General features: G+C 60.5%; 23 protein-coding genes and 1 riboswitch. Of the genes, 18 read left to right on the top strand and 5 right to left on the bottom strand.

Going from position 1 to position 25,054, the window contains the following annotated elements:
• Positions 1 to 13 precede the first annotated feature (13 nt).
• The 8 genes from FFH21_RS02195 to FFH21_RS02160 all read left to right on the top strand — a co-directional run bounded on the left by FFH21_RS02195 (position 14) and on the right by FFH21_RS02160 (position 6,288).
• A complete protein-coding gene (locus FFH21_RS02195) occupies positions 14 to 700 on the top strand; it encodes a YggS family pyridoxal phosphate-dependent enzyme (protein WP_004666456.1) in 687 nt (228 codons plus the stop codon).
• Between the two features lie 22 nt (positions 701 to 722).
• Positions 723 to 1,541, top strand: coding sequence for a pyrroline-5-carboxylate reductase (gene proC / locus FFH21_RS02190; protein ID WP_019740614.1), 819 nt, complete (start codon positions 723 to 725; stop codon positions 1,539 to 1,541).
• 25 nt (positions 1,542 to 1,566) lie between these two features.
• On the top strand, positions 1,567 to 2,157 hold the full coding sequence (locus tag FFH21_RS02185; RefSeq protein WP_004666457.1) for a YggT family protein: 591 nt from the start codon (positions 1,567 to 1,569) through the stop codon (positions 2,155 to 2,157).
• Between the two features lie 192 nt (positions 2,158 to 2,349).
• Positions 2,350 to 3,489: a homoserine O-acetyltransferase gene (locus tag FFH21_RS02180; protein WP_011167495.1), complete on the top strand. Its 1,140-nt coding sequence runs from the start codon at positions 2,350 to 2,352 to the stop codon at positions 3,487 to 3,489.
• A gap of 7 nt (positions 3,490 to 3,496) precedes the next feature.
• On the top strand, positions 3,497 to 4,117 hold the full coding sequence (gene metW / locus FFH21_RS02175; protein ID WP_004666458.1) for a methionine biosynthesis protein MetW: 621 nt from the start codon (positions 3,497 to 3,499) through the stop codon (positions 4,115 to 4,117).
• Positions 4,118 to 4,150: 33 nt separating this feature from the next.
• Positions 4,151 to 4,744, top strand: a complete 594-nt coding sequence (rdgB, locus tag FFH21_RS02170; RefSeq protein WP_004654385.1) for an RdgB/HAM1 family non-canonical purine NTP pyrophosphatase — start codon at positions 4,151 to 4,153, stop codon at positions 4,742 to 4,744.
• Positions 4,741 to 5,955, top strand: a complete 1,215-nt coding sequence (gene hemW / locus FFH21_RS02165; protein ID WP_011167494.1) for a radical SAM family heme chaperone HemW — start codon at positions 4,741 to 4,743, stop codon at positions 5,953 to 5,955. The genes rdgB and hemW overlap by 4 nt, the downstream gene beginning before the upstream one ends.
• A 9-nt stretch (positions 5,956 to 5,964) precedes the next feature.
• Positions 5,965 to 6,288, top strand: coding sequence for a DUF3392 domain-containing protein (locus FFH21_RS02160; RefSeq protein WP_002551720.1), 324 nt, complete (start codon positions 5,965 to 5,967; stop codon positions 6,286 to 6,288).
• A 69-nt stretch (positions 6,289 to 6,357) separates the two neighbouring features.
• Here the strand turns inward: FFH21_RS02160 and ilvD are convergent, their stop codons facing one another.
• Positions 6,358 to 8,205, bottom strand: coding sequence for a dihydroxy-acid dehydratase (ilvD, locus tag FFH21_RS02155; protein ID WP_004667272.1), 1,848 nt, complete (start codon positions 8,203 to 8,205; stop codon positions 6,358 to 6,360).
• Between the two features lie 337 nt (positions 8,206 to 8,542).
• Between ilvD and alaC the strand changes: the two genes are divergently transcribed.
• The 7 genes from alaC (at position 8,543) to otnI (ending at position 15,853) form a co-directional block, all read left to right on the top strand.
• On the top strand, positions 8,543 to 9,751 hold the full coding sequence (gene alaC / locus FFH21_RS02150; RefSeq protein WP_002551718.1) for an alanine transaminase: 1,209 nt from the start codon (positions 8,543 to 8,545) through the stop codon (positions 9,749 to 9,751).
• Between the two features lie 174 nt (positions 9,752 to 9,925).
• A complete protein-coding gene (locus FFH21_RS02145; protein WP_003422458.1) occupies positions 9,926 to 10,381 on the top strand; it encodes a YkgJ family cysteine cluster protein in 456 nt (151 codons plus the stop codon).
• A gap of 227 nt (positions 10,382 to 10,608) precedes the next feature.
• Positions 10,609 to 11,514 carry an L-threonate dehydrogenase gene (ltnD, locus tag FFH21_RS02140; RefSeq protein WP_011167493.1) on the top strand — a complete coding sequence of 302 codons (906 nt, stop codon included), beginning with the start codon at positions 10,609 to 10,611 and terminating at the stop codon, positions 11,512 to 11,514.
• A gap of 10 nt (positions 11,515 to 11,524) precedes the next feature.
• Positions 11,525 to 12,814 (top strand): 3-oxo-tetronate kinase, encoded by a 1,290-nt coding sequence (gene otnK, locus FFH21_RS02135; RefSeq protein WP_004666462.1) that lies wholly within the window; start codon positions 11,525 to 11,527, stop codon positions 12,812 to 12,814.
• The gene (locus tag FFH21_RS02130) at positions 12,814 to 13,452 is read left to right on the top strand and encodes an aldolase (protein ID WP_011167492.1); all 639 of its coding nucleotides are present in this window, start codon (positions 12,814 to 12,816) and stop codon (positions 13,450 to 13,452) included. Before otnK ends, FFH21_RS02130 begins: the two co-directional genes overlap by 1 nt.
• Before the next feature lie 135 nt (positions 13,453 to 13,587).
• Positions 13,588 to 15,045 carry an SLC13 family permease gene (locus FFH21_RS02125; RefSeq protein WP_011167491.1) on the top strand — a complete coding sequence of 486 codons (1,458 nt, stop codon included), beginning with the start codon at positions 13,588 to 13,590 and terminating at the stop codon, positions 15,043 to 15,045.
• A gap of 22 nt (positions 15,046 to 15,067) precedes the next feature.
• Positions 15,068 to 15,853 carry a 2-oxo-tetronate isomerase gene (gene otnI, locus FFH21_RS02120; protein WP_011167490.1) on the top strand — a complete coding sequence of 262 codons (786 nt, stop codon included), beginning with the start codon at positions 15,068 to 15,070 and terminating at the stop codon, positions 15,851 to 15,853.
• Positions 15,854 to 16,007: 154 nt separating this feature from the next.
• On the opposite strand, the gene FFH21_RS02115 is transcribed toward otnI, so the two are convergent.
• The gene (locus tag FFH21_RS02115) at positions 16,008 to 16,403 is read right to left on the bottom strand and encodes an acyl-CoA thioesterase (RefSeq protein ID WP_004409331.1); all 396 of its coding nucleotides are present in this window, start codon (positions 16,401 to 16,403) and stop codon (positions 16,008 to 16,010) included.
• Positions 16,404 to 16,623: 220 nt separating this feature from the next.
• A riboswitch (S-adenosyl-L-homocysteine riboswitch) is annotated at positions 16,624 to 16,734 on the top strand.
• Positions 16,735 to 16,757: 23 nt separating this feature from the next.
• On the opposite strand from FFH21_RS02115, the gene ahcY reads away from it, so the two are divergent.
• The 3 genes from ahcY (at position 16,758) to FFH21_RS02100 (ending at position 21,394) form a co-directional block, all read left to right on the top strand.
• Positions 16,758 to 18,167 carry an adenosylhomocysteinase gene (gene ahcY / locus FFH21_RS02110; RefSeq protein ID WP_011167489.1) on the top strand — a complete coding sequence of 470 codons (1,410 nt, stop codon included), beginning with the start codon at positions 16,758 to 16,760 and terminating at the stop codon, positions 18,165 to 18,167.
• Positions 18,168 to 18,359: 192 nt separating this feature from the next.
• A complete protein-coding gene (gene metF / locus FFH21_RS02105; RefSeq protein WP_041924401.1) occupies positions 18,360 to 19,205 on the top strand; it encodes a methylenetetrahydrofolate reductase [NAD(P)H] in 846 nt (281 codons plus the stop codon).
• A 311-nt stretch (positions 19,206 to 19,516) separates the two neighbouring features.
• Positions 19,517 to 21,394 (top strand): DEAD/DEAH box helicase, encoded by a 1,878-nt coding sequence (locus FFH21_RS02100; protein WP_002551708.1) that lies wholly within the window; start codon positions 19,517 to 19,519, stop codon positions 21,392 to 21,394.
• A gap of 277 nt (positions 21,395 to 21,671) precedes the next feature.
• On the opposite strand, the gene FFH21_RS02090 is transcribed toward FFH21_RS02100, so the two are convergent.
• From FFH21_RS02090 to FFH21_RS02080, 3 genes are all read right to left on the bottom strand, one after another.
• On the bottom strand, positions 21,672 to 22,250 hold the full coding sequence (locus tag FFH21_RS02090) for a YceI family protein (RefSeq protein ID WP_002551707.1): 579 nt from the start codon (positions 22,248 to 22,250) through the stop codon (positions 21,672 to 21,674).
• Positions 22,251 to 22,277: 27 nt separating this feature from the next.
• On the bottom strand, positions 22,278 to 22,826 hold the full coding sequence (locus tag FFH21_RS02085; RefSeq protein WP_002551706.1) for a cytochrome b: 549 nt from the start codon (positions 22,824 to 22,826) through the stop codon (positions 22,278 to 22,280).
• Positions 22,827 to 23,182: 356 nt separating this feature from the next.
• Positions 23,183 to 25,042 (bottom strand): flavin monoamine oxidase family protein, encoded by a 1,860-nt coding sequence (locus tag FFH21_RS02080; protein ID WP_004667268.1) that lies wholly within the window; start codon positions 25,040 to 25,042, stop codon positions 23,183 to 23,185.
• Positions 25,043 to 25,054: the final 12 nt, after the last annotated feature.

The raw sequence follows: 25,054 nt of genomic DNA, 5'->3' as shown, positions 1-25,054 counted from the left end.
CTGGCGCAAATCAATGTCCACGATAGCAGCGAACATTTCAACGCTCGAACAACGAATTCGCGACGCAGCCCTCGCCGCCAACCGCGAACCGGCGTCCGTCGGCCTGCTGGCGGTGAGCAAAACCAAGCCCGCCGGCGACTTGCGTGAAGCTTACACCGCAGGCTTGCGCAACTTTGGCGAAAATTATTTACAGGAAGCATTGGGCAAACAGCTCGAACTGAGCGACCTGCCCTTGTGCTGGCACTTCATCGGCCCCATTCAATCGAACAAGACGCGCGCTATCGCCGAGAACTTCGCCTGGGTACATTCCGTGGACCGCCTGAAAATCGCCCAACGCCTGTCCGAGCAACGCCCCGAGGCGCTTGAACCACTGAACATCTGCATTCAGGTGAACGTCAGTGGCGAAGCCAGCAAGTCGGGCTGCACGCCTCAGGACCTGCCGACACTGGCCGCCGCCATCATCGCCCTGCCGCGACTGAAATTGCGTGGCCTCATGGCGATCCCCGAGCCCACAGACGACCCTGCGGCTCAGCATGCCTCGTTCGCCGCTGTGCGCACGTTGCAGGAGCAATTGAACCTGGCGCTCGACACACTTTCCATGGGCATGAGCCACGACCTGGAAGCCGCCATTGCACAAGGCGCAACCTGGGTGCGTATCGGCACAGCTCTCTTTGGCGCCCGCGACTATGGTCAGCCATAACCTTCCCCATAAGGACCCCTTCATGAGCAAGACTCGTATTGCCTTCGTCGGTGCCGGAAACATGGCTGCCAGCCTGATCGGCGGCATGCGCGCCCAAGGCGTGGACGCGGCACTGATCTGTGCCAGCGCGCCGGGTGCCGAAACCCGCGAACGCATCGCCAACGATCATGGCATCCAGGTATTTGCCGACAACGCCGAGGCGATCAAGGGCGCAGATGTCGTGGTGCTGGCGGTCAAGCCGCAGATGATGAAAAACGTCTGCCAGGCGTTGAAGTCCAGCCTTGAAGCCAATCAGTTGATTGTTTCGGTCGCAGCCGGCATTACCTGCGCCAGCCTGACTCAATGGCTTGGCGATCAGCCGGTGGTGCGCTGCATGCCCAATACCCCATCACTGCTGCGTCAGGGTGCCAGCGGGCTGTATGCGACCGACAAGGTCACTGCCGAACAACGCGAGCAGGCCGAGCAACTGCTGTCGGCCGTGGGTGTGGCAGTCTGGGTCGAGCAGGAAAAACACATGGACGCTGTAACAGCGGTGTCCGGCAGTGGCCCTGCGTACTTCTTTTTGATGATGGAAGCGATGACCGCGGCAGGTGTAAAACTGGGCCTGCCGGAAGACATCGCGAAAAAGCTGACCCTGCAAACCGCACTGGGCTCGGCACTGATCGCGACCGGCAGTGATGTGGGTGCGGGCGAGCTGCGTCGTCGTGTCACCTCGCCGGGCGGGACCACCGAGGCGGCCATCAAGGCATTTCAGGCAGGCGGCTTCGAAGCACTGGTGGAAACGGCACTGACTGCCGCAGATCACCGTGCAGCCGAGCTGGCTGAGCAACTGGGCAAATAATTTTCGGGTTTTCTGGAGCAGATCGATGATCGGATTGAACACCGCTGCAATTTACGTCCTGCAAACGCTTGGCAGTCTTTACCTGCTGATCGTGCTGTTGCGCTTTGTGCTGCAACTGGTGCGGGCCAATTTCTACAACCCGCTGTGCCAGTTCATCGTGCGCGCCACCCAGCCGCTGCTCAAGCCGCTGCGGCGCATTATCCCAAGCCTGGGCGGGCTGGACATGTCTTCGCTGGTACTGGCGATCATCGTGCAGATGATCCTGATGGCCCTGACCCTGCTGCTGATGTTCGGCACCACGGGCGATCCGCTGCACCTGCTGCTCTGGTCGATCATCGGCGTCACCGCACTGTTCCTGAAGATATTCTTCTTTGCCCTGATCATCAGCGTGATTCTGTCGTGGGTAGCACCGGGTAGCAGCAACCCCGGCGCAGAGCTGGTCAACCAGATCTGTGAGCCTGCCCTGGCACCGTTTCGCAAGATCGTCCCTAACCTGGGCGGGCTGGATATCTCGCCGATCCTGGCGTTTCTGGTACTCAAGTTGCTGGACATGCTGGTCATCAACAACCTCGCCGCCATGAGCGGCATGCCGGATGTGCTGCGGCTGTTGATGTAAGCACTCTTGTTCCACGCTGGAGCGTGAGGAACGATAACCTCAACTATCGTGCGACGCTCCGCGTCGCATGCCGTTCTGGACGCTCTGCGTCCTGTCCCGAGGTGCAGCTGATTTGTGCCTCACAACATCGCTTATTGCCGCTGCACCCCGCGGTCTTTAGACTTACGCCTCATTTATGCGAGAGCAGGGTCGATGCCCACGGTATTCCCTCACGATTCTGTCGGACTGGTCACACCACAGACGGCGCACTTCAGCGAGCCTCTGGCGCTGGCGTGCGGTCGTTCGTTGCCGGCCTATGACCTGATTTACGAAACTTACGGTCAGCTCAACGCCGCACGCAGCAATGCCGTGCTGATCTGCCACGCGCTGTCCGGGCATCACCATGCCGCAGGCTTCCACAGCGCCGATGACCGCAAACCGGGCTGGTGGGACAGTTGCATCGGCCCTGGCAAGCCTATCGACACCAACACGTTCTTCGTCGTCAGCCTCAACAACCTGGGCGGCTGCAACGGCTCTACCGGCCCGAGCAGTATCGACCCGGACACCGGCAAGCCGTTGGGCGCCAACTTCCCGGTGGTGACCGTGGAAGACTGGGTCAACAGCCAGGCCCGGCTGGCGGATCTGCTCGGCATCGACACCTGGGCAGCGGTCATTGGCGGCAGCCTGGGTGGCATGCAGGCACTGCAATGGACCATCAGCTACCCGGATCGCGTGCGCCATTGCCTGGCAATCGCCTCGGCCCCCAAGCTGTCGGCACAGAACATCGCGTTCAACGAGGTGGCACGTCAGGCCATTCTCACCGACCCTGAATTCCACGGTGGCTCGTTTCAGGAGCGCGGAGTGATCCCCAAACGCGGCCTGATGCTGGCACGGATGGTCGGGCACATCACCTACCTGTCGGATGACTCGATGGGCGAGAAATTCGGCCGTGGTCTGAAGAGCGAAAAACTCAACTACGACTTCCACAGCGTCGAGTTTCAGGTCGAAAGCTATCTGCGCTATCAGGGTGAGGAGTTTTCCGGGCGTTTCGACGCCAATACCTACCTGTTGATGACCAAAGCGCTGGATTACTTCGACCCTGCCGCCAACTTCAACGACGATCTGGCCAAGACCTTCGCCAATGCCACCGCCAAATTCTGCGTGATGTCGTTTACTACCGACTGGCGCTTCTCGCCGGCCCGCTCGCGGGAACTGGTTGACGCACTGATGGCCGCACGCAAGGACGTCTGTTACCTGGAAATCGACGCACCTCAAGGCCACGACGCCTTTTTGATCCCGATTCCGCGCTACTTGCAGGCTTTCGGTAATTACATGAACCGAATTTCGTTGTGAGGACGCCATGAGAGCCGATCTGGAAATCATTCAGGAATGGATTCCCGCGGGCAGCCGCGTGCTCGACCTGGGCTGCGGTGACGGCGAATTGCTGACCTGGCTGCGTGACCACAAGCAGGTCACCGGCTACGGACTGGAAAACGACGCTGCCAACATTGCCGAGTGTGTCGCCAAGGGCATCAACGTCATCGAGCAGGACCTCGACAAAGGGCTGGGCAACTTTGCCAGCAACAGCTTCGATGTCGTGGTCATGACCCAGGCCCTGCAAGCTGTGCATTACCCGGACCGAATCCTCGACGAGATGCTGCGCGTCGGGCGTCAGTGCATCATCACCTTTCCGAACTTCGGTCACTGGCGCTGCCGCTGGTATCTGGCGAGCAAGGGCCGCATGCCGGTGTCCGAATTCCTGCCGTATACCTGGTACAACACGCCGAACATCCACTTCTGCACCTTCGGCGACTTCGAAGAACTATGCCGTGAACGCGATGCAAAGGTGCTCGACAGGCTGGCCGTCGATCAACAGCATCGTCACGGCTGGGCCAGTAAACTCTGGCCCAACCTTCTGGGTGAAATCGGCATCTACCGGGTCACCAGCCCTGGGCTGACAGACCACAAGATTGCCGTTTAACCGACCGTTTTCAAGCACCACGACAGGCCAACCATGAACCTCACACAACTCGTACTGGCCAGCCACAATGGCGGCAAACTCAAGGAACTCCAGGCCATGCTCGGCGGCAGCGTAACGCTGCGCTCGGTCAGTGAGTTCAGCCTGGTAGAGCCGGAAGAAACCGGCCTGTCCTTCGTCGAAAACGCGATCCTCAAGGCACGCAATGCCTCGCGCCTGTCCGGGCTGCCGGCGCTGGCCGACGACTCGGGGTTGGCGGTGGATTTCCTCGGCGGTGCGCCGGGTATCTATTCCGCTCGCTATGCCGAGGGCAAGGGCGATGCCGCCAACAACGCCAAGCTGCTGGAGGCGCTCAAAGACGTGCCGGACGAGCAGCGTGGCGCACAATTTGTCTGCGTATTGGCACTGGTGCGTCACGCCGACGACCCGCTGCCGATTCTGTGTGAAGGCCTGTGGCATGGGCGCATCCTGCACGCAGCCAGCGGCGAACACGGTTTTGGCTACGATCCGCTGTTTTGGGTGCCGGAGCGCAATTGCTCCAGCGCCGAACTCGGCCCGAGCGAGAAGAACCAGCTCAGCCACCGCGCCCGCGCCATGGTCCTGTTGCGGCAACGCCTGGGTCTGCAATGACCCACGATTCGCCTGCGCAGCCGCTGTTTCTCGGCGAGAGCGGTTTCTCGTCAGAAAGCCCACGCCCTGCGCTGCCGCACCTGCCACCGCTGTCGCTGTACATCCATATTCCGTGGTGCGTGCGCAAATGCCCGTACTGCGACTTCAATTCGCACACTGCCAGCCCGGTATTGCCGGAACAGGAATACGTCGACGCCCTGCTCGCCGACCTGGACCTTGACCTGCCGCACGTCTATGGCCGCGAACTGCAATCGATCTTCTTTGGCGGCGGTACGCCAAGCCTGTTCAGCGCAGACGCACTGGGCCGCCTGCTCAAGGGCGTGGAACAACGCATCCGCTTTGCCAGCGACATCGAAATTACCCTGGAAGCCAACCCCGGCACCTTTGAACAGGTCAAATTCAGCGCCTATCGCGGTCTGGGCATCAATCGACTGTCGATCGGCATTCAGAGCTTTCAGGAGTCCAAACTCAAGGCGCTGGGCCGCATCCACAATGGCGACGAAGCGATTCGGGCTGCCGATATGGCGCGTCAGGCCGGTTTCGACAACTTCAACCTGGACCTGATGCACGGTCTGCCGGACCAGTCCCAGGACGAAGCGCTGGCCGATCTGCGCCAGGCCATTGCCCTCGCGCCGACTCATCTGTCCTGGTATCAACTGACCCTGGAGCCCAACACGGTGTTCTGGAATCAGCCACCGGTGCTGCCCGAAGACGACATTCTTTGGGATATTCAGGAAACCGGACAGCAGTTGCTGGCCACTCATGGCTACGCGCAATACGAAGTGTCGGCTTATGCACAGCCCGGAAAACCGGCCAGGCATAACCTCAACTATTGGGCATTCGGAGATTTCATCGGTATCGGCGCAGGCGCACATAGCAAGTTGAGCCATCCGGACGGACGCATCATGCGTACCTGGAAGACCCGGCTGCCCAAGGATTACCTGAACCCGGACAAGCCGTTTCAGGCCGGGGCAAAGCTGTTGCCGCTCGATGAATTGCCGTTTGAATTCTTGATGAATGCATTGCGACTGACAAATGGAGTGGACGCTGCGTTATTTCGTAAAAGAACCGGTCTAAGCCTCGATTCGCTGACCGAGGCGCGTCGACAGGCTGAACAAAAGGGGTTGCTGCACCAGGACCCGACACGCCTGATCGCCACGCCGCAAGGCCAGCTGTTCCTCAACGACCTGCTGCAATACTTTCTGATCTAAGGACCCTGCATGGATTTCGTACTCGATTTGCTCGCCACCGTCTCGCGCTGGAGCCGCAGCAATCTCTCGGAAATCGCGCTCGCGCTGGTGGGCTGCCTGCTGGTGCTGTTCGGCTCGGACATCAAAGGCTGGCTGGAACAGCGAATCAGCGGCATCACAGGCGCTCTGCGCATCCCGCTCATCGCCCTGCTGTGCGCCGTGGGCAGCGGCGCGGCGCTGATCTATGCCACGCCTTGGGTAGTGCGTGGCCTGAGCCAGTTCAACAACTACAGCCTGGCGCCGGTGCTGTTGGTGGTGCTGGTGCTGATCGGGGTAATTGCGGACCGCAAGTAAGCGCTGCTCTTTCAAACGCAGCAAAAAGCCCGGCATCTCTGCCGGGCTTTTTAGTGTTGCCGATGCAGATCAAGGCACCAGTTTGTCCAGCAACGCCTTGTCACGCACCGCGCCCTTGTCAGCGCTGGTCGCCAGCAGGGCGTAGGCCTTGAGGGCGGTGGTCACTTTGCGTGGACGCGACTCGACAGGTTTCCAGCCTTTCTTGTCCTGTTCGGTGCGACGCTCGGCCATCTCGGCATCGTCGATCAGCAGGTTGATCGAGCGATTGGGGATGTCGATCAGCACCTTGTCACCGTCGCGCACCAGACCGATCGCTCCGCCTGCCGCCGCTTCCGGTGAGGCGTGGCCGATGGACAGGCCGGACGTACCGCCCGAGAAGCGGCCATCAGTCAGCAGTGCGCAATCCTTGCCCAGCCCCTTGGACTTCAGGTAGGACGTCGGGTAGAGCATTTCCTGCATGCCCGGGCCGCCTTTCGGGCCTTCGTAGCGGATGATGACAATGTCGCCCGCTTTGACTTCGTCAGCGAGAATCCCGCGCACCGCGCTGTCCTGGCTTTCGAAGATCTTCGCGTTGCCTTCGAAGACGTGAATCGACTCGTCGACGCCAGCGGTTTTCACCACGCAGCCGTCCAGTGCGATGTTGCCGTACAACACGGCCAGGCCGCCTTCTTGCGAATAGGCGTGCTCTACGCTGCGGATGCAGCCGTTTTCACGGTCATCATCCAGACTGTCCCAACGGGTCGACTGGCTGAACGCGGTCTGCGTCGGGATGCCCGCCGGGCCTGCCTTGAAGAAGGTGTGCACGGCCTCGTCGTCAGTCTGGGTGATGTCCCATTTGGCGATGCCTTCGGCCAGGGTCTTGCTGTGCACGGTCGGCAGGTCGGTGTGCAGCAGGCCGCCACGGGCCAGCTCGCCAAGGATGCTGAAGATCCCGCCAGCGCGGTGCACGTCTTCCATGTGGTACTTCTGGATGTTCGGCGCGACCTTGCACAGCTGCGGCACCTTGCGCGACAGACGGTCGATGTGGCGCAGGTCGAAATCGATCTCGGCTTCCTGAGCGGCGGCCAGCAAGTGCAGGATGGTGTTGGTCGAGCCGCCCATGGCGATGTCCAGCGTCATGGCGTTTTCGAACGCCTTGAAGTTGGCGATGTTGCGCGGCAACACCGAATCGTCGTTTTCCTTGTAGTACTGACGGCACAGGTCAACGATGGTGCGGCCAGCCTGCAGGAACAGTTGCTCGCGGTCGCTGTGGGTGGCGAGAGCCGAGCCATTGCCCGGCAACGCCAGGCCCAGTGCTTCGGTCAGGCAGTTCATCGAGTTGGCGGTGAACATGCCGGAACACGACCCGCAGGTCGGACAGGCGCTGCGCTCGTACTCGGCGACTTTTTCGTCACTGGCTGTCGAGTCGGCGGCGATGACCATCGCATCGACCAGATCGAGGCCGTGGCTGGCCAGTTTGGTCTTGCCCGCTTCCATTGGCCCGCCGGAAACGAAGATCACCGGAATGTTCAGGCGCAACGACGCCATCAGCATGCCCGGGGTGATCTTGTCGCAGTTGGAAATGCACACGATGGCGTCGGCGCAATGCGCATTGACCATGTACTCGACGGAGTCGGCAATGATCTCGCGGCTCGGCAGCGAATAGAGCATCCCGTCGTGGCCCATGGCGATGCCATCGTCGACCGCAATGGTGTTGAATTCCTTGGCCACGCCACCGGCGCGCTCGACTTCACGCGCGACCAACTGGCCCATGTCCTTGAGGTGGACGTGGCCGGGTACGAACTGGGTGAAGGAGTTGGCGATGGCAATGATCGGTTTCTTGAAGTCTTCGTCCTTCATGCCCGTGGCGCGCCACAGGGCACGGGCGCCGGCCATGTTGCGGCCGTGGGTGGACGTTTTCGAGCGGTAATCAGGCATTGAAACACTCCGGCAAAAATAAGGCTGATCAGGAAGGGAGTGAGCTTCTATTGACGTCGCGAACGAGCGGCAGTGACCGCAGGCAGCGAAGAAACCGAACACCACGGGATCACCGTGTATTCGGCCTGAGCTCATAAACCCGCCGGGGATGACTGGCGATGAATAGCGCCGATTCTACAACGCCGGGTGGTTTGGTGGGGTCCGAATATCGGTCTTGGCACGGCGTTGCAAATCCCGATGGACAAAATGCTATCAGGGCATTTATCTTCCTCGGCAGGCCGCCTCATGTGGCCACGTCGCTCGGACGGTTCCGGGCGCTTACGTTTGCGAGATACTCATGGCTGACCAAGGTTCGCCGCGCCGCTTTGCGCGCATCGATCGACTCCCCCCTTATGTGTTCAACATCACCGCCGAGCTGAAAATGGCTGCTCGTCGTCGTGGTGAGGACATTATCGACCTGAGCATGGGCAACCCCGACGGGGCCACACCGCCGCACATTGTCGAAAAACTGATCACCGTCGCCCAGCGCGAAGACACCCACGGTTACTCCACCTCGCGGGGCATTCCGCGCCTGCGCCGGGCCATTTCCAACTGGTACAAGAAGCGCTACGAGGTCGACATCGACCCTGAAAGCGAAGCGATCGTGACCATTGGTTCCAAGGAAGGCCTGGCCCACCTGATGCTCGCCACGCTGGATCAGGGCGACACGGTGCTGGTGCCCAACCCCAGTTACCCGATCCACATCTACGGTGCCGTGATTGCCGGCGCCCAGGTGCGATCGGTGCCGCTGGTGCCAGGCGTGGACTTCTTCGACGAGCTGGAAAAAGCCATTCGCGGCTCGATTCCCAAGCCGAAGATGATGATTCTGGGCTTCCCGTCCAACCCGACGGCGCAATGTGTGGAGCTGGATTTCTTCGAGCGCGTGGTGGCGCTGGCCAAGCAGTATGACGTGCTGGTGGTTCACGATCTGGCGTACGCCGATATTGTCTACGATGGCTGGAAAGCCCCGTCGATCATGCAGGTGCCGGGTGCCAAGGACATTGCCGTCGAGTTCTTCACCCTGTCCAAAAGCTACAACATGGCGGGCTGGCGGATTGGCTTCATGGTCGGCAACCCGGAGCTGGTGAACGCTCTTGCGCGGATCAAGAGTTACCACGACTACGGCACCTTCACGCCACTGCAGGTGGCGGCGATTGCCGCGCTGGAAGGCGATCAGCAGTGCGTGCTCGACATTGCCGAGCAGTATCGCCAGCGCCGCAACGTACTGGTCAAAGGCCTGCACGAACTGGGCTGGATGGTCGAAAACCCCAAGGCGTCGATGTACGTCTGGGCGAAGATTCCCGAAGCCTACGCGCATCTGGGCTCGCTGGAGTTCGCCAAGAAGCTGCTGGCCGAAGCCAAGGTGTGTGTCTCGCCGGGCATCGGTTTCGGTGAGTACGGCGACGATCACGTGCGCTTCGCGCTGATCGAGAATCAGGACCGCATCCGTCAGGCCGTGCGCGGCATCCGGAGCATGTTCAGGGCTGACGACAAGCTCAAGTCCTGAGGCTAACCTGAACGCCATGCCTGCTGACCGAATGCGCTCGGCAGGCATGGACCTCGATACCGATGATGCCCTTCCCTGACTGACCGACAGTCGCCTCGACAATTTTTACTTACTGCAAATGGCCGCGGCCCGGTATGATCGCGCGCCCCGATACACCCGGAATTCTGAAATAAAATGAAACCCACCTTGATCGCCGCCGCAGAACTCGATCGCATCGACACCTGGGCCAAATACTCCAGCCACATGTGCGGGGGCTGCGTGTCCAGTTGCTGCACGTTGCCGGTAGAAGTGAAGATCAAGGACCTGATACGCATCGGCATCGTCGATGAGTTCGAGCGCGGCGACCCGGCGAAGAACATCGCCAAGCGTCTGCAGAAAGAAGGCATCGTCGAGCGTTACAACCAGAAGTCGGAAATCTTCACGTTGCAGCGCATGAGCAACAACGACTGCCTGTATCTGGACCGTAAAAGCCGCCTGTGCACCATCTATGACAAGCGCCCGGACACCTGCCGCAACCACCCGAAAATCGGGCCGCGCCCAGGTTATTGCGCGTACAAACCCAAAGAAGTCGTGCGTCAGGAAAGCGGCTCACTGAGAAACGCCACCAGCGCGCCAGTGCCGAAGTTCTGACCCCTTGAAGGGCTGCGCAACGCGCAGAATATCGGTTCATATCAATCAAGCCCCGCACAGGGGCTTTTTTGTGGGCGATGGAAAAAGCCTATCGATGTTAATTTTTGTGAAAAATAAAAATACTTCACATTATTTACTCATTGATTCACTATCCGATTCACAGATCAGAACAATAACGCTCGAATGCCAGCAACACAGGCATCGGCACTGACTTTGAGGATTACTGCATGACCAACAAAAACGTTGGCGTTATCGGCCTCGGTGCGATGGGTCTGGGCATTGCCCGCTCGTTGCTGCGTAGCGGCTTCACTGTGCATGCCTGCGATGTGCGCAGCAGCGTGACCGAAGCGTTTGCCCAGGAAGGCGGCGTTGCCTGCCAATCCCCAGCCAGCATGGCCGCTGCCTGCGATGTGATCATCACAGTCGTAGTCAACGCCGAGCAGACCGAAACCGTGCTGTTTGGCGAAAACGGCGCCATTGCCGCCCTGCGCCCAGGCTGCCTGGTCATCGGTTGCGCCACCGTCGCGCCCACCTTCGCCGTCGAACTGGGCGAGCGTCTGGCCGCACAGAACCTGCTGTACCTCGATGCGCCTATCTCCGGCGGTGCCGCCAAGGCTGCCGCAGGTCAGATGACCATGATGACGTCCGGCCCTGCCGAGTCCTACGCCAAGGCAGAAGCCATCCTCAACGGCATGGCCGGCAAGGTCTATCGCCTGGGCGACGTCCACGGGCTGGGCTCGAAAGTCAAAATCATCAATCAGTTGCTCGCTGGCGTACACATCGCAGCCAGCGCCGAAGCCATGGCCCTCGGCCTGCGTGAAGGCGTCGATGCTGATGCGCTGTATGAAGTGATCACCAACAGTGCCGGTAACTCGTGGATGTTCGAAAACCGCGTGCCGCACATCCTCAATGCCGATTACACGCCGCTGTCGGCTGTGGATATCTTCGTCAAAGACCTCGGCCTGGTACTGGATACCGCACGCAGCAGCAAATTCCCGCTGCCGCTGTCGGCCACCGCACACCAGATGTTCATGCAGGCCTCCAGCACCGGTTTCGGCCGCGAGGATGACTCGGCGGTGATCAAGATTTTCCCGGGCATCGAATTGCCGAAAGCCAAGCCAGAAAAAGCCTGAGGAGCGACTGATGAGCCTGAACAACGCTCGCCCGCTGCTGGGCTGCATTGCCGATGACTTCACCGGCGCGACCGACCTTGCCAACATGCTGGTGCGCGGCGGTATGCGCACCGTGCAGAGCATCGGCATCCCCAGCGCCGAAATGGCTGCCGGCCTGGACGCCGACGCGATTGTCATCGCCCTGAAATCGCGTACCACACCAAGCGCCGACGCGGTGGCTGAATCCCTCGCTGCGCTGGAATGGCTGCGCGAGCGCGGCTGCGAGCAGATCTTCTTCAAATACTGCTCGACCTTCGATTCCACCGCCGCTGGCAATATCGGTCAGGTGAGTGAAGCACTGCTGGAGCAGCTGGACAGCGACTTCACCCTCGCCTGCCCGGCCTTCCCGGAAAATGGCCGCACGATTTTCCGTGGCCATCTGTTCGTACAGGACCAGTTACTCAGCGAATCGGGCATGCAGAACCACCCGCTGACGCCCATGACCGACGCCAATCTGGTGCGTGTGCTGCAAGCGCAGACCCGCCACAAGGTCGGCCTATTGCGCTATGACAGTATTGCCCAGGGCGTCGAAGGCGTGCGCAACAGAATTGCCGAGCTACGCGCCGAAGGTGTGAGCATGGCGATCGCCGATGCCCTGTCGGATGCCGATTTGTACACCCTTGGCGAAGCCTGCGCCGACTTGCCGCTGCTGACCGGTGGCTCGGGTCTGGCGCTGGGCCTGCCGGGTAACTTCCGCAAGGCAGGCAAGCTGCGCGATATCGATGCCGCCAAACAGGTCGCCATCAGTGGCGGCGAAGTGGTGTTGGCGGGCAGCGCTTCGGTTGCCACCAATGGCCAGGTCGCGGCCTGGCTGGAAGACAATCGCCCTGCACTGCGCATCAATCCGCTGGATCTGGCCGCAGGCAAGCCGGTGGTCGAGCAGGCGCTGACCTTTGCCAGAGACGCCGGGCAAACCGTGTTGATCTACGCCACCAGTACGCCGGATGAAGTCAAAGCCGTGCAGAAAGAGCTGGGTGTTGAACGCTCCGGTGCAATGGTCGAAGCCGCGTTGGGCGAGATCGCCAAAGGGCTGCTTAACGCTGGTGTGCGCCGCTTTGTGGTCGCCGGTGGCGAAACTTCCGGTGCGGTGGTTCAGGCGCTGGGCGTGCAACTGTTACAGATCGGCGCACAGATCGATCCGGGCGTTCCGGCCACGGTGAGCAGCGGCGCACAACCGCTGGCTCTGGCCCTCAAATCCGGCAATTTCGGTGCACGCGACTTCTTCGCCAAGGCGCTCAAGCAACTGGCGGGTGCGGCCTGATGATCGACGAAAACGCACTGCGTCAGGAAATCTGCGACGTCGGCCGTCTGCTGTATGGCCGTGGCTATACGGTGGGCAGCGCCGGCAACATCAGCGCACGACTCGACGACGGCTGGCTGATTACCCCGACCGACGCCTGCCTGGGCCGCATGGACCCGGCCGATATCGCCAAGGTCAATCTGGCCGGTGAATGGGTATCCGGTAGCAAGCCGTCCAAGACCCTGGCCCTGCACCGCGAAGTCTACGACCGCAACCCTGAGGTCGGCGGCGTGGTGCACACCCACTCGACGCATCTGGTGGCGCTGACCCTGGCGGGCGTATGGCGCGAAGACGACATTCTGCCGCCGCTGACGCCGTATCAGGTCATGAAGGTCGGGCATATCCCGCTGATCCCTTACGAGCGTCCGGGCTCGCCGAAAGTCGCCGAGCGCGTGGCGGAGCTGGCCAACAGCGTGCGCGGCGTGATGCTCGAGCGGCTCGGCCCGGTGGTCTGGGAAAGTTCGGTGGCCAAGGCCTGCTACGCCCTGGAAGAGCTGGAGGAAACAGCGCGTCTGTGGCTGATGAGCAATCCCAAACCTGCGCCGCTGGACCCGGCGGCGCTTGAAGAACTGCGTCAGGTGTTCGGCGCGAAGTGGTAACGGACACACATTGATCGGGGGGCGCGCTGCGCCTCCCGGACGAAAAACAATAACAACAGGAATCGAGAGCATGACTCACCCCTATCCCGCTGTTTCGTTGTTCCTCTTTACCACCATCGACCGGAGTGCACGGGCATGACGCCGCTCATGTTGATGATCGTCGCCGGTGCGGGCATCGCACTGCTGTTGTTCCTGGTGCTCAAGTACAAATTCCAGCCCTTTGTCGCCCTGATGCTGGTCAGCATTATCGTGGCGCTGGTCGCCGGTGTTAAACCGGCCGATCTGGTTACCACCATTGAAGGCGGCATGGGCAAGACCCTTGGCCACATCGCGATCATCATCGCTTTGGGCGCGATGATCGGACGTATCATCGATCTGTCGGGCGGGGCCGAGGCGCTGGCCAAAACCCTGATCAACCGCTTCGGTAACAAACGCACGCCACTGGCGCTGACCGTTGCAGGCTTCATGGTCGGTATTCCGGTGTTCTTCGAGGTCGGCGTGATCATCCTCATGCCGCTGGCTTACGGTGTGGCGCGTGCGGCACGCAAGCCGCTGCTGATTTTCGCACTACCGATGTGCGCCGCACTGCTCGCCGTGCATGCGTTTCTGCCGCCGCACCCTGGCGCTGTTGCCGCCGCCAGCCAGTTGGGCGCGGACCTGGGCCGGGTGCTGATGCTGGGTATTCCGATCGTTGCCGTGCTGTGCATGATCGGCTACTTCGTCGCGGGGCGCATGACCCGTAAGACCTACCCGATGACCGATGATATTCGCGCCGAAGTCTACGGCCCGCACGTTACCAACGAAGACCTGGAAGCCTGGGCGCGCAACGATTATTCCGCTGTGCGTGAAGCCACTGAAACCAGAGCAATGGGCATCGAAGAAAGCGCCAGCAGCCTGGCGAGCAAACTGCCGCCAGCACCTGCACCGGGTTTCGGGCTGATCATCGCGCTCATTCTGTTGCCGATCGTGCTGATTCTGATGGGCACCCTGGCCACCACCATGCTGCCAGCCACGTCCACGTTGCGTGCAGTGCTGACCGTTCTCGGTGCGCCGCTTGTGGCATTGCTGATCGATACCCTGCTGTGCGCATGGCTGTTGGGCTCGCGTCGTGGCTGGAGTCGCACTCAGGTGTCCGACGTGATCGGCTCGGCCTTGCCCGGTGTGGCCATGGTGATTCTGATTGCCGGTGCCGGTGGCGTGTTTGGCAAGGTGCTGGTCGACACCGGCATTGGTGCGGTGGTCTCCGAGGCGCTGCGTAACACCGGTCTGCCGGTACTCGCGCTGGGCTTCCTGCTGACCCTGCTGCTGCGCGCTGTTCAGGGTTCGACCACCGTTGCACTGGTGACCACTGCAGGCATTCTCAGCCCGCTGATCGCCACGCTGGACCTGAGCGCCAACCACCTGGCTCTATTGTGCCTGGCGATGGGCGGTGGCGGTCTGGCCATGTCGCACATCAATGATGCCGGTTACTGGATGTTCACCAAGCTGGCAGGCCTCAACGTCGCCGACGGCTTGCGCACCTGGACCGTACTGGTCACGCTGCTCGGCACACTGGGCTTCGTGATCACCCTGCTGCTTTGGCCATTCGTCTGACCCTTTGAAGACTGGAGTTAACATGCCTCGTTTTGCCGCCAACCTCAGCATGCTGTACCCGCAGCATGATTTTCTTGAGCGCTTTGCCGCAGCCGCAGCCGATGGTTTCGGCGCGGTCGAGTACCTGTTCCCCTACGCCTATAGCCCTCAGGAACTCAAGCAGCGCCTGAGCGACAACGGTCTGGTGCAGGCGCTGTTCAATGCTCCACCGGGCGACTGGGAGGCAGGCGAGCGAGGGATTGCCACGCTGCCGGGCCGTGAAGCAGAGTTTCGCAGCGGTATTGAGCGGGCTCTGGAGTACGCACAGGTGCTGGGCAATGACCGAGTGCATCTCATGGCTGGCTTGCTGGCCGATGAAAGCTTGCGTGAGCGTCATCAGGCGGTCTATCTGGAAAACCTCGCGTTCGCGGCTGAGCAAGCCAAGGGCGCAGGCGTCACGATTCTGATCGAGCCGATCAACACCCGCGACATGCCGGGCTTCTTCCTCAACCGTCAGGATCAGGCACAGGAAATCTGCAAGCTGGTGGGTGCCGACAACCTGAAGGTGCAGTTCGACTGCTATCACTGCCAGATCGTCGAAGGCGACCTGACCAGCAAACTGCGCCGGGACTTTGCGGGCATTGGCCATATTCAGATTGCAGGCGTCCCGGACCGCCATGAGCCGAACCTTGGCGAGCTGAACTACGAACACCTCTTCAATGTGATCGACGAGTTGGGCTACAGCGGCTGGATCGGCTGCGAATACCGCCCCAAAGGCGACACCAGCGTTGGTCTGGCGTGGTTGCGCAAGCTACAAGCCAAGAGCTGAAAAACGCGGTATAGACGACGCGGAGCGTGAGGAACGATCACTCTGTAACTGTCGTGCCCGGGCACGCCAGGCTTGCGCAAGAACACTATCGCGCGACGCTCCGCGTCGCATGCCGTTCTGGACGCTCTGCGTCCGCTCTTCAGCGACCCGAGCCTCAATCCTCTACGTCGAACTGGTCCTTTATATAGCGGATTTCAGTCCGGCCATGCGGCGCTGGCTGGCCGTCTTCGTCGAGGTTGACGAAGACGATCTTGTCGACAGTCAAAATGCTTTTGCGGGTGATCTTGTTGCGCACCTGGCACTTGAGGGTGATCGAGGTGCGGCCGAATTCTGTGGCGGTGATGCCTAGCTCAATGATGTCGCCCTGACGCGAGGCGCTGACAAAGTTGATTTCAGAGATGTACTTGGTCACCACCCGCTGATTACCCAGTTGAACAATCGCGTAGATCGCCGCTTCTTCATCGATCCAGCGCAGCAGGCTACCGCCGAACAACGTGCCGTTGGGGTTGAGGTCTTCGGGCTTGACCCACTTGCGGGTGTGGAAATTCATGTTCACTCCTGAGCGTCTGGCCGGTAGAGACGTGCATGATGGCAGAGCCGACGGCCCGCGCCCATGCCTGTGTCATAGCGAATGTGCATCGACTCGATTACAGACAGATGGCAATTGTATGGCCTTTAAACCGACAGAAAGCCTTGGGAAGAATCGCGAGCGCAGCTATACTGCCCAACGTTTCAAAACGGTCATCCACGCTTGATACCGTTCCCGCCACCTGTCCGAGGGGCGCTGCAGCAGGTTTTCCCTGTCAGGCTCGGATGGGGCGTTGTTTGCCAGGACGATCCTCGACCGGCAAACCTTAAACGCACAACGGCGCCCATTCGCATTTTTATGGAATGGAGACTCTCAATGAGTGCTGTAATCACGCCCGCAGAATTTAATGACTACAAGGTTGCCGACATTTCCCTGGCCGCCTGGGGTCGTCGCGAAACCATCATTGCCGAATCCGAAATGCCTGCCCTGATGGGTCTGCGCCGCAAATACGCCGGTGACCAGCCGCTCAAGGGCGCGAAAATTCTCGGCTGCATCCACATGACCATTCAGACCGCCGTGCTGATCGAAACCCTGGTTGCCCTGGGTGCCGAAGTTCGCTGGTCGTCGTGCAACATTTTCTCCACTCAGGACCAGGCCGCCGCTGCCATTGCCGCTGCCGGCATTCCTGTGTTCGCCTGGAAGGGCGAAACCGAAGAAGAATACGAGTGGTGCATCGAGCAGACCATCCTCAAGGATGGCCAGCCATGGGACGCCAACATGATTCTCGACGACGGCGGCGACCTGACCGTGATCATCCACAAGAAATACCCGGCGATGCTGGACAAGATCCACGGCGTTACCGAAGAAACCACCACGGGTGTTCACCGCCTGCTGGACATGCTGGCCAAGGGCGAGCTGAAAATCCCGGCCATCAACGTCAACGACTCGGTGACCAAGAGCAAGAACGACAACAAGTACGGCTGCCGTCACAGCCTGAACGACGCCATCAAGCGCGGCACCGACCACTTGCTGTCCGGCAAGCAGGCACTGGTGATCGGCTACGGTGACGTGGGCAAGGGCTCGGCTCAGTCGCTGCGCCAGGAAGGCATGATCGTCAAAGTGACCGAAGTCGACCCGATCTGCGCCATGCAGGCCTGCATGGACGGTTTCGAGCTGGTCTCCCCGTTCATCGACGGCGAAAACGACGGCACTGAAGCAAGCATCGACAAAGCGCTGCTGGGTAAGATCGACCTGATCGTGACCACCACCGGTAACGTCAACGTTTGTGATTCGAACATGCTCAAAGCGCTGAAAAAACGCGCTGTGGTGTGCAACATCGGTCACTTCGACAACGAAATCGACACCGCTTTCATGCGCAAGAACTGGGCATGGGAAGAAGTGAAGCCACAGGTTCACAAGATCCATCGCACTGGCCCAGGCTCGTTCGACGCACAGAACGACGACTACCTGATCCTGCTGGCCGAAGGCCGTCTGGTAAACCTGGGTAACGCCACTGGCCACCCAAGCCGCATCATGGATGGCTCGTTCGCCAACCAGGTTCTGGCGCAGATCTTCCTCTTCGAGCAGAAGTACGCTGACCTGGCACCGGCCAAAAAGGCCGAGCGTCTGACCGTTGAAGTGCTGCCGAAGAAACTCGACGAAGAAGTGGCCCTGGAAATGGTCCGCGGCTTCGGCGGCGTTGTGACCAAGCTGACCAAGACTCAGGCCGATTACATCGGCGTGACCGTCGAAGGTCCGTTCAAGCCGCACGCTTATCGCTACTGATTGATCTTCTGTGAAGAGTGCGCGGCGTTCCTGACGCCTCTCACTCTCTCAGTTGGCAATTATCTGTGGGAGCGGACTTGTCCGCGAAGGGGCCTGTGCATTCAATCAAGATGCAGCGTCTGAAATAAAGCCTTCGCGGACAAGTCCGCTCCTACAAAGTATGTGTTCGTTTCTATATCGAGATCGGCCTCCATGAGCCAAGAACGCCGCTTCAGCTTCGAGTTCTTTCCTACTAAGACCGACGCTGGACATGAAAAACTGCTGACCGTTGCTCGTCAGCTCGCTACGTACAACCCCGATTTTTTCTCCTGCACCTATGGTGCCGGTGGCTCGACCCGCGACCGCACGCTCAATACCGTGCTGCAGCTGGAAAACGAGATCAAAGTCCCTGCTGCGCCGCATTTGTCCTGCGTGGGCGACAGCAAGGACGACCTGCGCAACCTGTTGGCGCAGTACAAGGATGCGGGCATCAAACGCATCGTGGCACTGCGCGGCGACCTGCCTTCCGGCATGGGCATGGCCAGCGGTGAGTTGCGTCACGCCAATGACCTGGTGAGCTTCATTCGCCAGGAAAGCGGCAGCCATTTCCACATCGAAGTCGCCGCCTACCCGGAAATGCATCCGCAGGCGCGCAATTTCGAGGACGACCTCAAGCACTTCGTCAACAAGGCCAACGCCGGCGCCGACAGTGCAATCACGCAGTACTTCTTCAACGCCGACAGCTATTTCAACTTCGTCGAGCGGGTCGAGAAAATGGGCGTCAGCATTCCGATCGTGCCGGGCATCATGCCGATCACCAACTACAGCAAGCTGGCGCGTTTCTCGGATGCCTGCGGTGCGGAAATCCCGCGCTGGATCCGCAAACAGCTGGAAGCCTACGGCGATGACGTGCAAAGCATCCAGGCGTTTGGCGAAGAAGTCATCACGCAGATGTGCGAACGACTGCTGCAAGGCGGCACCCCCGGCCTGCATTTCTACACGCTGAACCAGGCAGAACCGAGCCTGGCGGTGTGGAACAACCTGCAACTGCCACGCTGAAAACGGCTGCGGCACCGCGGTCCGACCGGTAATTTCCGGGGGATCGCGGCCTCATACACCGTTGGGCAGCAGGAAAGCGGCGTATTGCGCTCGCTCTGTTATACTTCAGCCTTCCCGCCAGGCTTACGCCCGGACGCCCGGTCTTGCAATCGTCATCCGTTCACGCCAACAGCGCAATTTTCATCAAGCGCAGACGTCACGGAATGCACTGAAGACCCGGCAGGACCGGACGGGATCGCGTTGTCTTTACACGCCATTCGCGCCAGGCAAGACATCCCTTGAGCTTAAGCTCCAACAGAACAGGATTACTCATGTCCTTTGCTTCCCTCGGTCTCTCCGAGGCTTTAGTCCGCGCCATCGAGGCAGCGGGCTATACCCAGCCTACCCCCGTGCAACAGCGGGCCATTCCCGCCGTGTTGCAAGGTCGCGACCTGATGGTTGCGGCGCAGACCGGTACTGGTAAAACCGGTGGTTTCGCCCTCCCTATTCTGGAGCGGCTGTTTCCCAATGGTGTTCCGGACAAATCCCAGCGTCACGGCCCGCGTCAACCACGCGTTCTGGTCCTGACCCCGACCCGCGAACTGGCCGCACAGGTGCACGAGAGCTTCAAGCTCTATGCCCGCGACCTGAAATTCGTCAGCGCCTGCATCTTCGGTGGCGTCGGCATGAACCCGCAGGTTCAGGCCATGTCCCGTGGTGTAGACGTCCTGGTGGCCTGCCCTGGCCGCCTGCTCGACCTGGCCGGTCAAGGCAGTGTCGACCTGTCCCACGTCGAAATCCTGGTGCTCGATGAAGCAGACCGGATGCTCGACATGGGCTTCGTCCATGACGTGAAAAAGGTCCTCGCGCGGCTGCCGGCCAAGCGCCAGAACCTGCTGTTCTCGGCTACCTTCTCCAATGACATCACGTCGTTGGCCGGCAAGCTGCTGCACAACCCAGAGCGCATCGAAGTCACGCCGCCGAACACCACGGTCGAGCGTATCGAGCAACGGGTTTTCCGCCTTGCCGCCAACCACAAGCGTTCACTGCTGGCGCACCTGATTACCGTCGGTGCCTGGGAACAGGTGCTGGTCTTCACCCGCACCAAGCACGGCGCCAACCGTCTGGCCGAGTACCTGGACAAGCACGGCCTTGCGGCGGTCGCGATCCACGGCAACAAGAGCCAGAACGCCCGTACCAAGGCACTGGCCGACTTCAAGGCAGGTGATGTACGCATCATGGTTGCGACCGATATCGCCGCACGCGGCCTGGATATCGACCAGCTGCCGCATGTCGTCAACTTCGAGCTGCCAAACGTCGATGAAGACTACGTTCACCGTATCGGTCGTACCGGCCGGGCCGGTCGTTCGGGCGAAGCCATTTCCCTGGTTGCGCCGGACGAAGAGAAGCTGCTCAAAAGCATTGAGCGCATGACTAAACAGAAGATCGCCGATGGCGACCTGATGGGCTTCGACATCACCGCAGTCGAGGCTGAAAAACCGGAAGTGCGTGAGCGTCCGGATGTTCGCAACTCTCGTGGTGCACGTCCTGCCGGCGACAAGAACAACGGCGGTCGTCGCGACAAGGGCAAGGACAAAGGCAAGGAAAAACCTGCCGCTGCAGCCGCCACTGGCGAACGCCCTGCAAGGCAGCCACGCGAAAAAAAACCTCGTGAGGGCACGCCTCGCAGCGAACAGCGTGCATCGCAGCCATCCATACCGCGCCCGGCAGCCGATCGTGCGCCGGACGAGTTCCGCGATGATGAAGTAGACAACTTCGGCAATCGTGCTGACTACGTCAGTCCTTATCAGGGCAAAGGCCAGAACCGTGGTCGTCGTCCTGCTGCTGCGCCCGGTGCAGCACCGGCTGCTGGCGGCGCAGCTCGCCCAGCCAATTCGGGTCGACCTGCGGGCGGCGCTCGTAACGGTTCCGGTACTGGCGCGCCAAAGCGCAACGGTTCGGGTTCGTCGGCTCCGCGTTCGCGTGATGGCCAGCCGCGCGGTCGTCGCCCGGCACGTGAAGATCAGCCCTTGCCGCGTGAAGGTCAGGAGCCAGCCGTGCGTGCCCCGCGCGACGGTCAGCCTCAGCCGAAGATCGTGCACAAGGAATCCAAGATCGACCGTTTCCCGTCTGCCGAGCAACTGGACCAGTTGCCAACACGCCCACGCGGTGAAAAACCGGCCCTGCTGACCCGCAATCGCGACAGCTGATAGCCACGCAACACTAAAAACGCCCCGACCTGCTCGGGGCGTTTTTGTTTGTGGCCCTGGAGGATGTTGATCATCGCTCCCACGCTCCGCGTGGTAGCGCAGCCCTGGACGCTCCGCGTCCGATCTTAAGCGGGTGGCGCAGCGCCGATCTGTGACGCAGAGCGTCACGAAATGCATGCCAACGCGGAGCATTGGCACGATAGTCATCCCAAGACGTTTCATCGCACCCACAAAAACGCCGCCCCAAGGGTCGGCGTTCTGTCGATCAAGCGTGCAATTACTTCTTCTGTACGCCTTCGAAGCTGATGTCCAGATCCAGCGTCTGCGACGTCGGGCCTGGGCCCTTGATGCCGAAGTCGTTCAGGTTCAGCGTCGAAGTACCGTTGAAGCCGGCACGGTAGCCGCCCCACGGATCCTTGCCTTCGCCGTTGAAGGTTGCCTTGATGACGATTGGCTTGGTCACGCCGTGCAGGGTCAGGTCGCCAGTGACGTCAGCCGTTTTCTCGCCAGTCGATTTGACTGCGGTGGAAACGAATTTGGCTTCCGGGTATTTGGCAACGTCCAGGAAATCCTTGCTGGAGATGTGTTTGTCGCGCTCGGCGTGGTTGGTGAACAGGCTGGCGGTTTTCAGCTCGACATTGATTTTGCTGGCTTCAGGCTTGGCAGCGTCGAAGCTGAACGTGCCGTCCCAGTCCTTGAAGGTACCGTGAATGAAGCTGTAGCCCAGGTGGCTGATCTTGAAGTCAACGAATGCGTGTTGACCTTCCTTGTCGATAACGTAGTCGGCGGCCATGGCCTGGCCAGCAGACAACAGTGCGGTACCCAGAGCCAGAGCGGCGAGAGACTTCTTCAACATGCTTTTATTCCCGTTTTGGTTGAACAATCAATTACGACCCAGCATGCGCTTGAGGGTCACATCGCGATCGATGAAGTGGTGCTTCAATGCAGCAAGACCATGGAGCCCCGCGAATATCACGATGACCCAGGCCAGATACAGGTGAATCCAGCCCGCCGTTTCTGCCTGATCAGGAAGGCCCGAAACCAGCGCGGGCACATCGAACAGGCCGAATACCGGAATCCCCACGCCGTCGGCGGTGGAAATGAGATACCCGGCGAACATCACGGCAAACAGTGCGACGTACAAAAACAGATGGCCGAATGCAGCACCGATGCGCGTCAACTTACTGTAGCTGGTCAACGGCGGCGGTGGCGGACTGAGCAGACGCCAGACCACGCGGATCAGCATGATCGCAAACAGCGTGATGCCGATGCTCTTGTGCAGATCAGGGCCCGCCTTGCGCCACGTATCGTAGTAATCCAGCCCGACCATCCACAGCCCCAGCGCAAACATTCCAAACACGACAGCAGCCACACCCCAGTGCAGCACCATGCTGACCAGACCGTAGCGAGAGGATGAATTACGTAGCTGCATTACCAGTACCTTGTCAGAAGTGTTACCAGACTAGCTTTTTATCTATCGAATGAAAGCGCAAAATTTCGCTCGGACGTATCGAACAATACGATAGGTCTGTTTGACCTTTCGTACGCCGGTTCTGCTGGTTACACCAACACCTGACAGGCTTTACAGCATCTCAGGCTGTCCTCGCTGCGGCAGCATCTCGATAATTTGCCGTCAGTAATACTTTGCAATGACCATCGGCCGTTCGATACCGATGAACGGCATGATCCGCTCAGATATCCCCAGCCCACACAGACAGAACGAATTCAGCGCGCATAAAAAAAGGACGCGGCATACACCGCGTCCTCTTTCGCTCAGCTATTGCCCGGTCAGTTGTTAACGTCTGCGGGCGCTGTTTCAGCAGGGGTTTTGGCAGGAGCCGGTTTGCTCTGAGCCTTTTTCGCAGCTTCCTTTTTTGCTGCTTCTTTCTTCGCCGCTTCTTTTTTGGCGGCTTCCTTGCTCTGCGGCTTTTTCGCAGGCTCAGCCTTGGTCGCCGGTTTCTTCGCAGGCTCGGCTTTTACCGGCGGCTTGGCAGGCTGGACAACCGGCGCAACCACGGGTGCCGGAGCGGCAGCCGGTGCAGGCGCTGGAGCAGGCTCTACAGCCTTCTCTACCGGAGCAGGGGCCGGGGCCGGAGCTTCATCACTACCGAACAGGCGCGAGAAGAAGCCTGGCTTGTCAGCCTGCGGCTTGGCGGGTTCGGCCGGCTTGTCGGAGGAACCACCGAACAGATTGCTGAAGAAATTGCCTTCGGACTTCTGCGAAGCCGGGGCTGGTGCTTTCGGCGGTGCAACCTTGACCGGTTCGAACGACTTGCCAGCGGCCAGATCCTGCACCTGACCGGCTGCACGCTGACCACTGCGCAGGGCGCCTTCCAGAGTGCCGGGGTACAAGGTGTCGGTGTGCTCGCCAGCAAAGGCTACACGCAGAATCGGCCGTTCCCACAGACGCCAGTATTTGCTGATCTGACCGGGGCCGAACGCCAGGTAAGAACCGCCAGTGGACGGATCGACGCTGTAGCGGCGGATTTCATAGCCGGTGTACGCACCGCGTGCTTCAGGGTAGAACGCATGCAGACGGATCAGCACCTGATCGACCATCTGCTTGTCGCCGAAGGCCTGCATGATGCGCGCGTTGTCGCCCGACAGGTTGATCACCACGTTGGCGCCGCCCTTGAGCGCGGGCTCTACCCACAACATGCCCAGACCGGTGTTACTGAACACTTCACCGGACATGCGTGCCTTGCTGTCCCAGACCGGGGTCTTGAACTTGAGCATGATCTGGTCGCGCCAGCCGTAGTTGGTGCTCTTGATCGCGCCCATGTGCTGAGCGTCCAGCGCAGGCGTCATCTGGATCTTGCCCAGCGAGCGCAGCGGTACGGCCATGACCACGTAATCTGCGGTGTAGCTGGTTGCGCCAGCCTTGACGGTGACCTTGTCCTTCTCCTGAACGACTGCCGTCACCGGCGAATTGGTCTTGACGGTCTTGAGCTGCTTGACGAACGCCTGGGTCAGCACCGCACTGCCACCGGGCAGGCGCGCAGCACGCAAGTCACGCTCGTCGACCGAGCGATAAACCCGCGATTGCTGGGCGAGGTACAGCAACGACAGGCGCGAAGGCTCATCGTAGCGGGTGCGGATCTGCTGGTTGATCAACTGACGCGCCGTGGCAGGCAGGTTCAGGCGGTCCAGCCAGTTGGCGACGTTGATTTGGTCCAGCGCGAACAAGGTGCTGTTGGACGCCGGGTTTTCCGGGTCGTCAACCGAGCGCGCGAGGTTGTCCAGCGTGTCGTTGTAGCGCTTGATGGCTTCGGCGGTCGCAGGCTGTTTGACGGCCAGGTCAGCCTGGGTGAAGTACACACCGTCGATCAGGTAGCTGGGCGTGCGAACAAATTCAGGCGCAGGCACGGTAGGCAGCTTGAAGCTGTCCAGGTAGCGGTTCAGCACTGGCTGAGCCTTGGTGTTGCCGATCCACTCGCTGGTCGCCAGACCGGAACGTCCGCCCAGGCTGGGCTTGGCTTCCAGTAGCGTCACCTGCCAGCCTTTGGCCTGCAGTTCATAGGCAGCGGTCAAGCCTGCCAGACCACCACCGACGACAATGGCGGTTCGTTGTTTTTCATCGGCGAGCGTAGAAACGCTGACCAACCCTGCCACTATCAGCGCACAGGCGCGCAGCCACCCAGAAAGCATTCGGCGAACTCC

This window comes from Pseudomonas sp. KBS0707 (genome assembly GCF_005937945.2).
GTDB lineage: Bacteria > Pseudomonadota > Gammaproteobacteria > Pseudomonadales > Pseudomonadaceae > Aquipseudomonas > Aquipseudomonas amygdali.
This window is presented reverse-complemented; position numbering and strand designations above follow the sequence as displayed.